Annotated in this window: 12 protein-coding genes; 3 read left to right on the plus strand and 9 right to left on the minus strand. The window is 37.8% G+C overall.

Annotation, left to right across the window (positions count from 1 at the left end; all coding sequences use genetic code 11):
* Positions 1–142 precede the first annotated feature (142 nt).
* The 4 genes from ACR30L_RS13470 to ACR30L_RS13485 form a co-directional block, all read right to left on the minus strand.
* Positions 143–979: a CvfB family protein gene (locus tag ACR30L_RS13470; protein WP_435234763.1), complete on the minus strand. Its 837-nt coding sequence runs from the start codon at positions 977–979 to the stop codon at positions 143–145.
* 23 nt (positions 980–1002) lie between these two features.
* Positions 1003–1428, minus strand: a complete 426-nt coding sequence (locus tag ACR30L_RS13475) for a hotdog fold thioesterase (RefSeq protein WP_435234764.1) — start codon at positions 1426–1428, stop codon at positions 1003–1005.
* A gap of 1 nt (position 1429) precedes the next feature.
* Entirely contained in the window at positions 1430–4474 is a 3045-nt protein-coding gene (gene ydiJ, locus ACR30L_RS13480; protein ID WP_435234765.1) for a D-2-hydroxyglutarate dehydrogenase YdiJ, read from the minus strand.
* 354 nt (positions 4475–4828) lie between these two features.
* Positions 4829–5344 (minus strand): OmpA family protein, encoded by a 516-nt coding sequence (locus ACR30L_RS13485; RefSeq protein ID WP_435234766.1) that lies wholly within the window; start codon positions 5342–5344, stop codon positions 4829–4831.
* Positions 5345–5461: 117 nt separating this feature from the next.
* On the opposite strand from ACR30L_RS13485, the gene ACR30L_RS13490 reads away from it, so the two are divergent.
* The 3 genes from ACR30L_RS13490 to istB all read left to right on the plus strand — a co-directional run bounded on the left by ACR30L_RS13490 (position 5462) and on the right by istB (position 9671).
* Positions 5462–6961: a peptidoglycan-binding protein gene (locus ACR30L_RS13490; protein ID WP_435234767.1), complete on the plus strand. Its 1500-nt coding sequence runs from the start codon at positions 5462–5464 to the stop codon at positions 6959–6961.
* Between the two features lie 395 nt (positions 6962–7356).
* On the plus strand, positions 7357–8901 hold the full coding sequence (gene istA / locus ACR30L_RS13495; protein WP_435234768.1) for an IS21 family transposase: 1545 nt from the start codon (positions 7357–7359) through the stop codon (positions 8899–8901).
* Positions 8902–8912: 11 nt separating this feature from the next.
* Positions 8913–9671 (plus strand): IS21-like element helper ATPase IstB, encoded by a 759-nt coding sequence (gene istB / locus ACR30L_RS13500; RefSeq protein ID WP_435234769.1) that lies wholly within the window; start codon positions 8913–8915, stop codon positions 9669–9671.
* Between the two features lie 418 nt (positions 9672–10089).
* Here istB and ACR30L_RS13505 read toward each other — a convergent pair whose 3' ends face one another.
* The 5 genes from ACR30L_RS13505 to ACR30L_RS13525 form a co-directional block, all read right to left on the minus strand.
* Entirely contained in the window at positions 10090–11814 is a 1725-nt protein-coding gene (locus ACR30L_RS13505) for a sensor domain-containing diguanylate cyclase (RefSeq protein ID WP_435234770.1), read from the minus strand.
* Positions 11815–12071: 257 nt separating this feature from the next.
* Positions 12072–13049 (minus strand): rhodanese-related sulfurtransferase, encoded by a 978-nt coding sequence (locus ACR30L_RS13510; RefSeq protein ID WP_435234771.1) that lies wholly within the window; start codon positions 13047–13049, stop codon positions 12072–12074.
* Between the two features lie 230 nt (positions 13050–13279).
* On the minus strand, positions 13280–14659 hold the full coding sequence (locus ACR30L_RS13515; protein ID WP_435234772.1) for an SO_0444 family Cu/Zn efflux transporter: 1380 nt from the start codon (positions 14657–14659) through the stop codon (positions 13280–13282).
* Positions 14660–14662: 3 nt separating this feature from the next.
* Positions 14663–15142, minus strand: coding sequence for a Zn(2+)-responsive transcriptional regulator (gene zntR / locus ACR30L_RS13520; RefSeq protein WP_435234773.1), 480 nt, complete (start codon positions 15140–15142; stop codon positions 14663–14665).
* Between the two features lie 342 nt (positions 15143–15484).
* A complete protein-coding gene (locus tag ACR30L_RS13525) occupies positions 15485–16336 on the minus strand; it encodes an ion transporter (RefSeq protein WP_435234774.1) in 852 nt (283 codons plus the stop codon).
* Positions 16337–16577: the final 241 nt, after the last annotated feature.

A 16577-nucleotide genomic window follows, 5' to 3' on the forward strand; every position in this document is an offset into this window, starting at 1 on the left:
TGTTCGTTTCAAGCCAAGCGATTCAGTAATAGGAATAAAATATTACCGTTTAACACTGAATAATGATGTCCATTTAGTGAATACAAAAAAAATGGCTAATCAACTTCTTGATTAGCCATTCTCAGCATTAAAGTATTTAAACTCACTCTTTTATACGAATGCCTTTTTCTTCAATATCAATTAAATTTTTACGGTATAATTGACCAATTGATTTTTTAAAGTTCCCTTTGCTCATTTTTAATATTTTAGCAATTTGATCCGGTGAACTTTTATCAGACAGTTGTAAATAACCTTGATGAGTTTTTAAGGTTTGCAAAATACGTTCAGCTAACGCATCAACCTTTGCATAACCTACCTTGGTTAAACCAACATCAAGCTTTCCATCTTCTCGGATTTGCTTGATGTAGCCCTTACACTTTTTCCCAATTCCCATTTCACCAAATACTTCACTGGTAAATAATACCCCCCAGTGTTTATCGTTAATAATGGCTTTAAAACCAAGATCGGTTTGATCTGCAATTAATAAATCAACTTTTTCTCCGACTTTATAATCAGCGGGTTCATTATCTAAAAAGCGATCTAATTTTGAAGAGGCAACTAACCGTTCACTGATATCGTCTTGATACACATAAACGACATAACCATAACCTTCTTTCATCGGTATTTTCTGCTGATTAAAAGGCACTAACAAATCTTTAGGTAGTCCCCAATCTAAAAAAGCCCCTGCTCGGTTTGTATCGATAACTTTCAATGAAGAAAATTTACCAACTTCAGCTTTCGCTTTTTGTGTCGTTGCAATAAGACGATCTTCAGAATCGTAATATAAGAAAACTTCAACTGACTGTCCGACTTTCATATCTTCGGTGATATAACGTTTTGGTAATAAAATTTCACCAAAATCATAACCACCATCCAAGTAAAGACCAAAATCTACCTGTTTAACAATGGGTAACTTATTATAAGTACCTACTTTAATCATAACGCTCTCTTTAATCTCTAATGTTAAATTGTTTTATCAATAACGGATACGGTCAAACGTGAACTGCATATTAACCGCTCAGCTTGATCTGTAATATCTATTTGCCAAACCTGTAATGTACGACCAATACGAACTGCTTTTACTACTCCTATTACACAACCTTCTGAAACACTACGTAAATGACTTGCATTAAGTTCGACACCAACACATATTTTGTCTTCATCGACAGCCAAGTATCCCGCTAAGCTACCGATTGTTTCAGCTAATACCGCAGAAGCACCGCCATGAAGTACACCAAAAGGTTGTTGAGTACGCTGATCGACAGGCATTTCAGCCTTTATAAAATCATCACCAATTTCAGTATATTGAATACCTAAATGAGCAATTAATGTATTTTGACTTAATGCGTTTAATGCATTTAAATTAATATCTCTTTTCCAAATAGACATATTATAAAATCTCTAATAATGCTTGGATTGGATGTTTTAATGTTTGACCTTCGATTCGTTTTACTTGGCTACGGCAGGAGTAGCCAGTTGCAAGACAACTAGATCGTTCATGCTTCGCAATTTCTTCTTCCCAACTTAAACTATAAATCCTTTTTGAGTCCTCAAGATGACCCGCATCGTGACCGTACGTTCCAGCCATACCACAACACCCAACGGCAACATTTGTTAATGTCGCGCCGAAATGTTGGAATATATTTACCCAGTCACTTCCTGAAGCAGGCTCGGCTGTTTTCTCTGTACAATGACCAAATAAGAAGTATTGTTTTGCTGTCGCCTCCTGAGCATCTCCAGTAAGGCGTGGTACTAACCACTCTTGTACCAACTGAACATTAAAATCACCACGCTTATCGCCTAAAGCACGCTTATATTCATCACGATAACACAGTACCATCGCAGGATCAGCGCCAATCATTGGAATGTTAAGCTGGGCCATTTGATTTAGGAAGTCTGCACTATCTTGTGCCGTTTTCGCAAATTCAGTTAAAAAACCTTTAATATGCTGCGGCTTACCATTCGGTTTAAAGGGCAATAATACCGGTTTAAAACCTAATTTTTTAGCGAATAACATTAAATCGCGCACCACATCTGCATCATAAAAAGTGGTAAACGGATCCTGTACAATCAGCACATAGGATTGACGTTCTTCTTCGGTTAACCCCTGCAGCTTAGCTAAATCAAATTCACTAATATCTTCTTTAGCCAATGATGCTTTTAAAGTAGGAAATGAAAGTAATGGGATATCTACCATGCCAACAAACTTTTCAGTCAAGCTAGCGGTTAACTTTTGTTTCATAAAAAAGTTAAAGAAGCGCGGTGCTTTACCCATTAATGGAGCATATTGTTCTACATATGAAACGAAATAATCTTTAACTGGACGCAAATAACTATCGTAATAAATATGCATAAAGCGCGAACGAAAACTTGATACATCTACCTGAATAGGACATTGACTCGCACAGGCTTTACAAGCTAAACACCCTTGCATAGCTTCCATCACTTCATTTGAAAAGTCATATTCGCCTTTCTGTTTACTCCGTGTGTTAATAAACTTCTTAAATAAGCTCGCATTTTTACCTGCATATAACTCATCTTCAAGTTGTAAGACATCAATCTCTTTATTTGCGAGTTGACGCAGCCATTCACGCATTAATCCTGCACGCCCTTTAGGCGAATGAATCCTATTGCTGGTTAATTTAACCGAGGGACACATGGGCGATTTTGTATCGTAATTAAAACAAAGGCCATTACCATTACAGTCCATTGCTTCCGTATAGCTTTCTCGAATTTTGATTGGAATTTGGCGGTCAAAGGTGCCACGTTTAACGGCGTCTACACTCACTAAAGATGCTTCAGAGTTAATCGGTGTACAAATTTTGCCTGGATTAACACGGTTATCAGGATCAAAAGCCGCTTTTATTTTACGTAACTCTTTAAATAACTCTTCACCAAAAAACTCAGGGCCATATTCACTTCGGAAACCTTTACCATGTTCTCCCCACATTAATCCTTTATATTTTGCCGTTAATGCAACCACTTTATCTGAAATCTCTCGCATTAAGACTTCTTGATTAGGATCACAAAGATCAAGCGCTGGACGAACGTGCAATACTCCTGTATCAACATGGCCAAACATACCGTAACGTAGGCCTTTATCATCAAGCAATTGACGAAATTCAATAATATAATCGGCTAAATTTTCAGGAGGAACACAGGTATCTTCAGTGAAAGGTATCGGTTTTGCGCTATCTGATGTTTTACCCAACAATCCAACAGACTTTTTACGCATTGCATAAATTTTATTAATATCTGCTAATTGATCGCAAATTTGATAACCAATCACTCCTGCTTCTTTATTCTTAATCAATGCATCAAGTTGCAGTTGTAATGCAGCGACTTTTTCCCGTTGTAATTCAGCATTTTCATCACAAAACTCAACAATATTTAAACCATCAACCACATGACCAGGTACATCACTGATTAGCGATTTGACACTGTGCCAAATAATATCGCTCTTTGCTAAATTTAAGACTGTCGAATCGACAGTTTCAACGGATAATGCATTCGCTTTTACTAGGAAAGGAGCATTTTGAAGTGCGGATTGAAAACTATCATATTTAATATTTAATAGGGTGCGGTAAGTCGGTATTTTTTGTACATGTAATGTGGCTTCTGTAATGGTCGCCAATGATCCTTCTGCACCACAAAGAATTCGAGATAAATCCACTTGCCCCGTTTCTGCATCATAAACATGCTTTAAATCATATCCAGTTAAAAATCGATTTAACTTAGGAAAACCATCTTCAATCTGTTGCTGCTTTAGTGAACATGTTTCAACAACTTGACGATAAACTTTTCCCACACTATCTTGTCGGCTAATTTGTGTTTGTAATTCATCGCCAACTATTGGCTTACTTTCTAACACTTGCCCATCAACAAGCACTGATGTGAGCCCTAGTACATGATCACTTGTTTTACCGTAAACCAATGACCCCTGCCCCGATGCATCACAACTGATCATGCCACCAATTGTAGCTCGATTACTAGTTGATAATTCAGGGGAAAAGAATAAACCGTATGGACGTAAGTATTCATTTAACTGATCTTTAATCACGCCAGTTTGTACCCGTACCCAACCTTGTTCAACATCAAGTTCAAGAATATTGTTCATATGACGAGAAAGATCCAACACAAGATCGTTAGTCAAAGATTGACCATTTGTGCCAGTACCGCCCCCTCGAGGAGAAAAACGAATATCACTAAATTGTTCTAAATGAGCCAGTTTACAAATTTCAACAATATCTTGGGTTGATTTTGGAAATAAAACAGCCTGAGGCAAGCATTGATAGACACTGTTATCCGTTGCGACAGCTAAACGGCTTGCATAATCTTTTTCAATTTCTCCTGCATAATTAGAATTATCTAATGCCTGTAAAAAGTCGAAATAATCTTGTTTAATATTCTCTTGATGAGTTAATTTGGGGATCATGTTTAAAGCACCCTAGTCCATTGCTGTTCTGAAACTTACCGCTAAAAATGACCTTGGATAATAGCACAATTTTGAATTTGGTTGGATAGAATAATTTTCCCCCAAAATCTATAATTATTTAAGATTTAAAAATAGAAGTCAGTAAGAAGAATAAATTTAACAATTTAATGGGTATCGCTAATGGAGATAGAACCGAGTCATAAATGTAGGCAGTTAAAGAAACCATTTTTTGTTTAGTAAATGGAAAGACAAAAACCTCAAATTTCTTAAAAATATGATTTATAGATCTTAAGAAATTGAGGTTTATTTAAAGATATAACATTTCAACGCTCATTTAATTGAAAGTCGAAATAATTATTGTTCTTTAAATTTGATATTTTGAATTCGTTTAGATTCAGATGAAATATATTGAGATAATTCGTCTGCAGTATTAAATACTTCGGCAATAACACGACGGTTTTTCTGTGCACCTTCATCGGTATTATTATCATAAAGCGGTGAGCTTTCGCCGAAACCCAATGATTTTATTTGCGAAGAACGCACACCTAATTTAATTAATTCAGCTCTTACTTTATTGGCACGATCTGAAGATAATTTATAGTTGTAAGGAGCAGTCGCAAACTTACTTGTATGACCTTCAATCACTGCGTATAAATCAGTTTTTTTAAGGAAATCTGCAAATTCAGCAACTTCTTTTCTTTCACTGTCATTCATGTATACCGTTGAATCATTTTTGAACTCAACGTTTAAATCAGCGACCATAATACAATCTTTGCATTCGGGGCAATCCTCCCCCGCAGCAAATGCAGTACCACTCACTAAACTTAATCCAAGAACCGACGATGTTAACAATAGGTTAAGTGTTTTCAAATCAATCTCCTTTTTCTTTACACTTTAATAACAAACATAATTATTATATTCTATTATAGCAAATAAAAGTGATTTTTGTGCTAAAATGGAACATATATTAATCAAAGGGAGAAAAAGATGGCTAATTATTTCAAAACAACAATCGTTGCAACGGCAATAATGTTAACTGTAACAGGTTGTTCAGTTACGGATAATTCTAGTGATTCATTAACCATGAAGGACCAAGAAATTCAAAAACTGAACCAAGAACTTCAAGCTAAAGATAGCAAAATTGCATCATTATCAGCACTTCAAGGTGTTATGCCTGAAGCTGCAATCAGTGACACAAATGCAGTTGGAAATTCCTTGGTACCACCGAATGCTAAAGCAGGTGAATGTTATGCAAAAGTATTAGTACCTGCTAAATATAGAATAGACCCAATTGAAAGATTGGTTAAAGAAGCACAATCACAAATTATTGTGACACCAGCAACTTATAAAGTAGTCGAGAAAAAAGTAACTATTAGGGAAGCGAGTACAAAATTAGTCCCCGTTCCAGCAACTTATAAAACGGTTACTGAACGTGTCATGGTTGAACCTGAAAAAACAACACTTGTTCCAGTTCCTGCTACCTATAAAACAGTAACAGAAACCATCATGGTTGAACCTGAAAAAATCTCATTGGTTGAAGTGCCGGCCGTGTATAAAACAGTCAATGAAACTGTATTAGTTGAACCTGAAAAAACATCATTAGTGACCATGCCAGCTACGTATAAAACGGTATCTGAGCAAATTATGGTGGAACCAGAAAAAATCACGCTAGTTACGGTGCCTGCAACTTACAAAACAGTATCTGAAAAAGTATTGGTTTCAGCTGCACATACCGAATGGAAAAAAGGCCGTGGAGAAATCGAAAAAATTGATAACTCGACTGGCGACATTATGTGTTTAATCGAAGTACCTGCTGTATACAAAACAGTTAGCACACGTGTACTAGATAAAGATGCTTATACTAAAGAAGTTAAAACGCCTGCTGTATATAAAACAGTTACTACGCGCGCTTTAGATAACGCACCAACATCTAAAGCAGTTAAAACGCCTGCTGTATACAAAACAGTAGCGACTAAAGTACTTGTTTCCCCAGCAACAACAAAAGAAGTTAAAACACCTGCTGTTTACGACACCATTACTAAAAAAGAGCTAGTAACACCCGCTACAACTAAAGCAATGGTAACACCTGCAGTCTATACAAACGTAACCCAAACTGTTTTAGATACACCTGCGACAACGGAAGAAGTTCAAATACCAGCAATCTGTAAAATGGTTAAAACACGTGTTCTTGATACACCAGCAACGGAAAGAAAAGTTTCGATTCCTGCCGTATATGACACTTATAACACGACTGTTAAAACAGATGAACCATACCTAAGATGGCAAGAAATCTTATGTGAAACAAACACAACACCAGATGTAGTTTCTAAATTGCAACAAGCATTAAAGGATAAAAACTATAACATCACACGTGTTGATGGTGTATATGGCGCTGAAACACGAGCTGCTGTAAACGCATACCAAAAAGACCAAAAACTAAATCAAGGTGCACTTACGTTGAAAACCCTAGAAACACTGGGCTTTTAATCGTAATCTAATCTTCAAATAAATCACCTTTAAATGCTTACTTTTCTTAATGGGAAGTAAGCATTTTTTATATCTATAAAATAAATTTTCACTTATCTTCAAAAGACCAATTGTACTAAATATATGATCTAAATATTGCTCAATAAAATGCCTTAGTTAGAAGTGCATATTCCGGCTCAAGGTGAACAGCTATTCTGGCCCAACGTGAACACCAATTCTGGTTTAATCTGAACATAGATTCCGGTTTCAACGTGAACACTTTTATCCAAATTTCCGGAATCAGTGTTCACCATGCCGGAATCGCTGTTCACCATAAACCAGAATCCCTTTCAACGCATTGATTTTTCAACCCTTTAACTGACATATTGGTTCTTTTTTTACTAAAGGAAACCGGTATGGCTGCAAAGAGGATCACAATGCGTAAAATCAGAGACGTTTTAAGGCTGCGTTATGAGGCAAAACTCAGCGTCCGCCAAATCAATACCAGTACCAAAATAAGTGTTGGTGCTATTCAAAAATTACTTACAAAAGCAAAAGAATTAAAGCTATCCTGGCCGCTATCGGCTGAGTTAAATGATGTCGAGTTGGCTAAGTTGTTTTACCCCAAAGCCGATACCCGCAAAGCAAGCCGCTTTCAAATACCAGATTGGCCTGAGGTACATAAAGAACTCAAAGCAAAGGGAGTCACTAAGCTGCTGTTATGGGAGGAGTACTGTCAACAATATCCAAACCGCTGCTTGAGTTATTCTCAGTACTGCGATCGCTATTTAAATTGGGCGAAAAAACAGAAGCGCTCTATGCGCCAGACACATAAAGCGGGTGATAAATTATTCGTTGATTATGCAGGGCAAACTATGTCGGTTGTTTCACCGACAACTGGAGAGGTAAGATCCGCTCAGATCTTCGTTGCCGTCGTTGGTGCATCAAACTACACCTACGCTGAAGCGACATGGAGCCAAAGCCTGCCGGACTGGCTAGCCAGTCATGTACGTACCTTCGAGTTTATCGGTGGTACACCTGTCATGATCGTGCCCGATAATCTGCGCAGTGGTGTCAGTAAGGCATGCCGTTATGAGCCTGAGTTAAATCCCTGCTATCAGCAACTTGCCGAGCATTATGGTGTCGCGGTTGTACCTGCTAGGCCCTACAAACCTAAGGATAAGTCAAAAGCTGAAGTCGGTGTGCAAATAATTGAACGTTGGATCTTAGCGCGATTACGCCACCACACCTTCTTCTCCTTAGCAGAGCTTAATCAGTGTATCGCCTCATTATTAACGGAAGTTAATTTAAAGCCATTTAAGCAGTTACCGGGTAACCGCCTGCAATGGTTTGAGCAACTCGACAAGCCCTTGCTTAATGCTCTACCGGCTCACCCTTACCAATATGTCGATATTAAAATAGCCAAGGTCAATATCGATTACCACATTCAATATGATCAGCACCTGTACTCCGTACCACACCATCTGGTCGGTGAAAACGTCGAGTTGCATGCCGGCGATAAACTGGTGCAAATCTATTTCAAAACACACCTACTTGCCAGCCATGTTAGAAAACATTATCCAGGCACAACAACTGAGCCGGGACATATGCCTAAGAAACATGCTAAGCACCAACAGTGGACGCCTGGCCGCCTTAAAAATTGGGCAAAGGGTATTGGGCCGGAGGTGTTGCTTTGGGTATCAGAGCAACTTGAAAGCCGAGAGCATCCTGAATTGGCATACCGAGTGTGTTTGGGGTTGCTTAATTTAACGCGCTCCTACCCAGCAGTACGTTTGAATAAAGCCTGTGCAATCGCTAATCAGAAGTCGCTTGTGAAGCTTAAAAATATCAAGGCCATCCTCACCAGCAATCAAGACAAACTACCGCTTGATAAAACAGAGGCAACTATAACGCTACCGCAGGATCATGAGAATGTTCGTGGCCCTAAATGCTTTCACTAATAAGGAATATTATGATGATCGACCAGACTTTATCACAACTTCGCCAACTGAAACTCAGCGGTATGGCACAGGCATTACAAACTCAATCTGAACAACCCGGTACCTATGAGGGGCTTTCCTTTAACGAACGGCTCCACCTGTTGATTGAGGGGGAAAAGCTAGAGCGGGACAACCGTAAACAGCAACGACTCCTTCGTGCAGCAAAATTCAAACTTATGGCCAATCTAAGAGATATTGACTACCAACATCCACGTGGAATTCAACAGTCTCAAATTGCCGCATTAGCACAGTGTGACTGGCTAAGAAAAGCGCAAAACCTGTTGTTCACCGGACCATGCGGTACTGGAAAAACGTACCTTGCCTGTGCGTTAGGGCATTCGGCTTGTATGAGCGGCTTCAGTGCTCGCTATTATCGGATCTCCCGTTTGATGTTGGAATTAACGCAATCGAAAGCAGATGGCACTTACAGCAAGCTATTAAGAACCTTAGCAAAGACAGATCTGTTGATATTAGATGATTGGGGATTAGAGCCGTTGAAAGCAGCACAGCGTAATGATCTGATGGAAATAATGGATGATCGACACGGCTCTTCGTCAACGGTCATTATCAGCCAGTTACCGACAGATCAGTGGTATGAAATGATAGGAGACAATACGCTGGCAGATGCCATTTTAGATCGGATCATGCACAACTCACATCGCTTAAAATTGAGAGGAGAATCAATGCGTAAAAAACTAAACAACTTGACCCATGGTGAACACTTAGGGTAAAAAAGAGCTTGGGCAATACGCTGAAAGATCAGGTGTTCACGTTGAACCGGAATCAGTGTTCACCTTCACCGGAATACGCAAGAAGCGAAAGTTGATCTAAACACTTGTTCTATTAGTGAAATTTTAATAAATAAATCAACAGTGTTAACCAATAAAATAGATTAATTAATGATTACAATGGGCATAAATAATTTAAGCATATGCCACTGCATGATTTAAAAGAGGAATTAAGACAAGGACGAACTAGATAGAATAAGAGAAGCCATTAAAAATACTTCCCTTTTATTTGGGGAATAAAATGTAGGGTTTTGTATATTTAACCTCAGCTCTAAATAATAGAAGCGAAATAAAGCTAAGTATCAATCATATAAATAATAGTACTGTGCCGTTTAGCTTATCCAGAATTGAGGTTATTTAATTAAGAGTTTTTATTATCTTTCTTAATCGCAGCTTTATTGGCATACATATTACTGTCCGCAACTACGAGTAACTGCTCAACATTATTGCCATCATCAGGATATTGAGCAACACCAATCGCTCCTCCTAAACTAACAACAGAAATATCAAAAGAATTAAGTGGCTCTGATAATGTTTGTTTTAACGTCGAAATAATATTATCTAAATCTTCACTACGCTTAATATCATTAAGCACAATAACAAACTCATCACCTGCAAATCGAGCCGCTAAATCATGCTCTCGGATAGAGGTATACATCCGGACAGCAAATTCAATCAACACTTGATCTCCAACGTCATGACCATAAACATCATTTATCTTTTTAAAATCATTTAAATCAATAAACAAAATAGCAAAAGGATTTTTTTCTTCCCCTAAATCATACTTTTTAATTTTTGCTTTAAGATGTTGTTCGAAGGCATATCGATTAGGTAAACCGGTCAAGTAATCCGTATGTAACCTTCGTTGCATCGCTGAGAAACTCTTTGCTAAAGCGCCTATTTCATCATTTCTTTGGATATTAATAGGCTCTTCGATATATCCACTACTCACATTATTAACAGCATGTGACAGGATCTTTAAGTCTTTAGTTACCCATTGCAACACCATAAAACCAATGATAACGACTAGTCCCGTTGCCAAAACGCCAAGTAAAATAGTTTGAAAAATATTATTTTTAATATCCCCCATAAAATCAGAACTTGGCATCGCAACGACATTTATCCATTCTAATCCAGCACCATCTTCAAACTTATTATAAGCAACATGTATTTCTCGGTGTAACTCATCGGTAAAACTAAAGGTTTCGGGTGTAAAACTGGCTACCTTAGCTGAAATTAAAGGCACCATTTGCGAATAAATATCCGAAAGCAAAGCATTACCACTTTGACTGGCATTAACTCTTATGTTTTCCCCTTCCTCATTATGCTTAATGTTTTCACTCTGTGAAGAAGCAATGAGTTGGCCATTAGGCTCAATAATAAAAGCAATACCATTTTCTGAAATATTAAGATTACTTACGAAGTCATTTAATGATTTTAACGACATATCCGTCGCGACAACCCCTTCAAACTGTCCATCAAACCCCAACACCTGTCGTGCACGTGTCGCAATTAAATCATGTGTTCTAAAATCGATATACACCGAAGTCCAAGTATCATTATTATTGCTAGAGCCAGCATGAAACCAAGGTCTAACTCGCGGATCGAAGTTCTTTTCTTCGGTAGAAGACAGCATTGGAATACCATTTATGCCATCAAGGTCATAAAACTTGCGGTGCTCTTCAGGTTGAAATTTAACCCGCAATTCGCCTTTATCAATAGAGTATCGATACAACCCTAATGCCTGTCCGGCTTTATTTCCATAATACACATAATTATTCGGATCTAAATGAAGGGATGAAGCGGTCCAAAAACGAGAGCGCATTTCGTCTAAATTAGTCTTAATATCAGAATCCGCCAACATGCCGTCAGGAAAAGCAACTTCTAACGTAGCAACCGAGCCAACTACATGGCGGTCTATCGCCTGACTAATTCGACTAACGGTTTCTTCAAGTAAATGATTCGATACCGTTTGTACGGCATGGGTACCCGCACCATAGGAAAGGAATCCAATCGCAATAGCTAAACAAACGATAAGAATAACGTAGGGGAAAATAAGAACAGAACGTAGAGATAGCTTGGTCATATCAATTCGCAATACAAAAAATGATTTTAAGAAAAAATAACACTAATTCACCACACTCTACAGTATATTTAACAGTCAATTGTTTAGCCAAAAGCGTAGATGGTTAACAACAAACTTTCAAGAATTATTAGCTTAAACAGGCATAAAGGAAAAGAATAACTAAATTCTTTCATATTAATTCTGTTACTTTTTAGCTACTAATTTAATAGTTAAGTCATACAAAAAAGCCCTCAATAATATCAATGAGGGCTTTCATTTTATTTACTTCGCTGTTGATTCTTTAACGCCTTCTTTTTAGCGCGATTTTGTTCAATTTGGGTCAATGCATCGGAACCAATATGTGCTTCACCACGCTCTTTGGCTAAACGCATTTGTAATTCTCGCTGCTCAAAACGATGTCTTTGATCTTCAGTAATAGTATCGAAACACTGATGACAACAAATACCTTCAATATACTTCTCCGATTGTTTATCTTCTTCGGTAATCGGTAAACGGCATCCATGGCATTGATCATAATTCCCTTTCTCGAGTTGATGGTTCACTGAAACACGATTATCAAAAACAAAGCATTCCCCCTGCCACATCGTCTCTTCTTCAGGAATTTCTTCAAGATACTTAAGCACACCGCCTTCTAAATGAAACACTTCATCGAAGCCTTGTTCTTTTAGGTAAGCCGTAGATTTTTCGCAACGAATACCACCAGTACAGAACATCGCCACTTTTTTATGCTTTTCAGGATCAAGATTATCTTTTACATATTTTGGAAATTCACGAAAGCTCGTTGTTTTTGGATCAACTGCATTTTCAAATGTCCCAATACTAATTTCATAATCATTACGCGTATCCACCAGCAATACATCGGGATCACTAATTAACGCATTCCAGTCCTTTGGTTTTACATAAGTTCCGACGGATTTAGTGGGATCAATTCCCTCAACCCCCATGGTAACAATCTCTTTTTTCAATTTAACTTTAGTACGATAAAAAGGATTTTCGTTATCAAAGGATTCTTTCGTGGTGAGATTAGCTAAACGTGGATCGGCTTTTAACCATTGAATTAAATTATCAACGCCTTCACGGGTTCCAGCAACGGTACCATTAATACCCTCACTGGCTAATAGTAACGTTCCTTTAACATGATTAGATTCCATCACTGCTAATAAAGGGGCTTGTATTGCTTGATAATTGTCTAGAGAGACAAATCGATATAATGCACAGACAACTGTGTTTGACATGGTATATTCCTCATAGCTAACTGAAACGTAAATTCAGCGCTGTGGTAAATTGAGGAGGAATTATACGAAGTTGAGAGAAGTTCTCAACTCATTTATTTAACAAAGCTATTACAACTTCTAAATAAATGCATGATTAAACAATTAATCATGCACATGATGCGTCTTGCTCTGTACCCCTAATTTGGGCCTGACCAAGCATCTTGAGGTAACATGGGTATAAAGACTCTATTTTATGAACAACAACTATCAGCTTGGCTACGTTTGATAGGTAACATTTCAATAATGACTTTCACCATCAAAATGGCCAATAGAATTCCCGAAATATAAGCTAAGGGTTCAGGTAAGAGATCATGGTGCTCACCAACCTGAGGCATAACTTCAAATCCCCAAGAATCTACTAAATAATTAACAATAGCACCAGATAATAATGCAACACCTAATACGCCAGCTAGGTAACTCCATAATGCACGTCTACCCAACTCTTTCCCAACGACACCTAATGTTGCGACATTCGTTGCAGGTCCGGCAAGCATAAAAACTAACACAGCGCCGGGAGACACGCCGGCTAATAATAAACCGGCAGCAATTGGAGTCGAAGCCGTTGCACAAATATACATAGGTACAGAGATGATCACCATCACTAACATAGCAAGCAAACCATCGCCCCATTTTGCCATGAAATCGGTAGGGATATAAGTTTGGACAATCGCGGCAAAAAATAGCCCTACCAGCAACCAAATAGCAGTGTCACGCACTAAATCCGTTGCAGCAAAATGTATCCCTTTAGCCATTCGACTTAATACCGATGTTTCCTTTAAGTTTTCCGCCATATCCTCTGTAGAGGCACAACAACTTGATGCTCCTTCACTACATTGACTTTCAGCTTTTTCATTATTTGAACAACAAGAGGCTGTGTTTTCCTCGGTGTTACAACAACTACTTTTTACAGCCACGGCTGGTACCTCATCGTTACAGCATGAACTTAATTTTTCCGTTGTACCGCAACAACTCGCCGAAGATGAAGCTTTATTACCATTAAAAACAAATTTTGTTGATCGATTATCTTCACTATACCGATTACCATTTATTAACGGTTGCGTGCCGGCAAAAACAAACTTAGTTGAATTATCTTTACCACTTACATTATTCTGTCTATCCTCAAGACTATTAGCTTTTTTAGGCAGGTCAGCAGACATAGATTGCTTGTCCAGATGATCTTCATCTTTACCAACCAATAACCCCGCTGTAATAGCACTTACAATCGCAGCAATCGGTCTGACTATCGCCATAAAAGGCCCAAGTAAAACATAAGAAATAGTAACAGAATCGATCCCTGTTTCAGGCGTGGATATTAAAAAAGAAGTTGTCGCTGCTTTAGATGCGCCTGCACGACGTAACCCTACCGCTGCTGGAATAACGCCACAGGAACATAATGGAAGTGGCGCACCGAGAACAGCGGCCTTAACGGTACTTTTAAAGCCATGACCACCGAGTTGCTTATTCATCCATGACATAGGCACAAACATTTTCAGCATACCCGCTAAGAATAGCCCCAATAACAACCAAAAAGCAGACTCAAGAAATAGACCAACAAAATTGCTAACTAACATAATTTATTCCTTACATTGATGCGTATCAATAGGGGTAGATGGATGACAATGATCCGTTTCAGGTTGACATTCAATCGTCTCTGAACTGGATTCTAATGCATCTAAAATGGAACAATTTTCAGCACTAAATTGCCCTCCGCAACAGGCATCGGACAATTTCTTTAACGACACTTGAAAATGCGTCAATTCTTTAATTTTCGCCTCTATATCATTCAGCTTAAGATCCACCACTTCTTTAACATCTGAGCAGGCCCAACTTGATTTATCCAATTCAATAGAAAGCAATTCACCAATATCTGTTAATGAAAACCCAATAGCCTTGGCCCTTAAAATAAAACCTAAACACTCAGCATCACCCTCTGTATACATACGGTAACCAGCTTCACTTCGCGATGAAGGCTTCAATAATCCATGTTTATCATAAAACCGTAATGTATCGGTTTTTAACCCATAATTTTTTGCGAGTTCGCCAATACGATACATATTGAAACCTTATTTAATAAAAAGTAATTAACTAGCCACGCTAACAACTAAAGAAAAGCAAAACTAAATGCACTAGGATAAGTATAACCTTAGAGTTAAATCCAAGGTCAAGAAGAAATTTGAAATGAATTGAAAATAAGATAGGAAAATTTAAAAGCACACTCACAAATAAAGCGTTAAAGGTTTGATCTTTCATCTTCACTTTTGCAGATAAAGGTGCCCTGCACTCGGTTTTGCAGCGTTTACAGGGCATAACCATGCATCACGCCACATGCCTTGTTCAAACACATTTTAAATTAAACAAAATTCGAACTCGAAAGATCCCCCCCCCCTTAAATAGACTTAGTGGGGTTTATTTTGTGCTTTTAGTAACGCCTTTATTTCACTTAACTCCCGTTGTAACTCTTTCATTGTCGGCTGCTGATCATGCTCATTAAGTAAATCGGCTTCAATTTGACGCTCTTGTTCAAGTACATTAACCACAATACCAATGACCATATTCAAAAAAGCAAAGGCAGTGAAGAAAATAAATGTCAGGTAAAAAATCCATGATAATGGATATACCGTCATGGTTTCGTACATCACATCAGTCCAGTCTTCGAAGGTCATCACCCTAAATAACGTTAACAGACTGATCGTAATATTGCCCCACAAATCCGCATTTATTTCAGCAAAAAAAGTACTTCCGATAGCGGCATAAATATAGAAAATTATAAACATTAATAACATTACGTAGCCGAGCTGTGGCAAGGCTTTGATTAACGAATTAATCAAAATACGTAATTCAGGCACAATCGAGACCATTCGAAGGACTCGGAAAATCCGCACTAATCGCCCAAGTACCGCCATTTCACTGTCATCAATAGGTATAAGACTCACTAACACAATAAAAGTATCGAATAAATTCCAGGCATTATGAAAAAACCGTTTTTTATTAGGTTCACCAATAAATCGGATAACAATTTCAACTAAAAAAATAGTTGTAATAATCCCATCTAAAAATGTAAAAATCTGTAACGTTGTTGGTGATACTTGATAACTATTTGCCCCAATCATTAACGCTGAAAAAATAATAATAGTGATCACAAACAATTCGAAAATCTTATTATTACGAATGTCATAGAATCGCCTTTGCAAATTGCTCCGCCCGTCTGACATTAATGTTTTATCGATCGATTTATCAAAGCGCGTCATTTTTTCTCCTAATGGTTACGTCTTCAATTAGAATAGCAATAATAATCACTATCAAAAGACATTTTATGACAAATAATAACGACTGTCATTATCTTAAAATCGATAAGAGTGAGAGGAATTGCGTTCCTTTTATCTTTTCCATGCCTAAAAATAGTGATAGATTTATCAAGCGGCTAAACATTAAACAGTATATTTGTTAGTGATTGAGCCCTTAATCCCATTCTTAACCACCAGAGGTTAG

Origin of the sequence: Psychromonas saccharinae, assembly GCF_051201515.1 — a bacterium.
In the GTDB taxonomy this organism is placed as follows: domain Bacteria; phylum Pseudomonadota; class Gammaproteobacteria; order Enterobacterales; family Psychromonadaceae; genus Psychromonas.

Coding starts and splice junctions, on each gene's coding strand:
- ACR30L_RS13470 (WP_435234763.1), bottom strand. CDS start 979: ATGATTAAAGTAGGTACTTATAATAAGTTACCCATTGTTAAACAGGTA.
- ACR30L_RS13475 (WP_435234764.1), bottom strand. CDS start 1,428: ATGTCTATTTGGAAAAGAGATATTAATTTAAATGCATTAAACGCATTA.
- ydiJ (WP_435234765.1), bottom strand. CDS start 4,474: ATGATCCCCAAATTAACTCATCAAGAGAATATTAAACAAGATTATTTC.
- ACR30L_RS13490 (WP_435234767.1), top strand. CDS start 5,462: ATGGCTAATTATTTCAAAACAACAATCGTTGCAACGGCAATAATGTTA.
- istA (WP_435234768.1), top strand. CDS start 7,357: ATGGCTGCAAAGAGGATCACAATGCGTAAAATCAGAGACGTTTTAAGG.
- istB (WP_435234769.1), top strand. CDS start 8,913: ATGATGATCGACCAGACTTTATCACAACTTCGCCAACTGAAACTCAGC.
- ACR30L_RS13505 (WP_435234770.1), bottom strand. CDS start 11,814: ATGACCAAGCTATCTCTACGTTCTGTTCTTATTTTCCCCTACGTTATT.
- ACR30L_RS13510 (WP_435234771.1), bottom strand. CDS start 13,049: ATGTCAAACACAGTTGTCTGTGCATTATATCGATTTGTCTCTCTAGAC.
- ACR30L_RS13515 (WP_435234772.1), bottom strand. CDS start 14,659: ATGTTAGTTAGCAATTTTGTTGGTCTATTTCTTGAGTCTGCTTTTTGG.
- zntR (WP_435234773.1), bottom strand. CDS start 15,142: ATGTATCGTATTGGCGAACTCGCAAAAAATTATGGGTTAAAAACCGAT.
- ACR30L_RS13525 (WP_435234774.1), bottom strand. CDS start 16,336: ATGACGCGCTTTGATAAATCGATCGATAAAACATTAATGTCAGACGGG.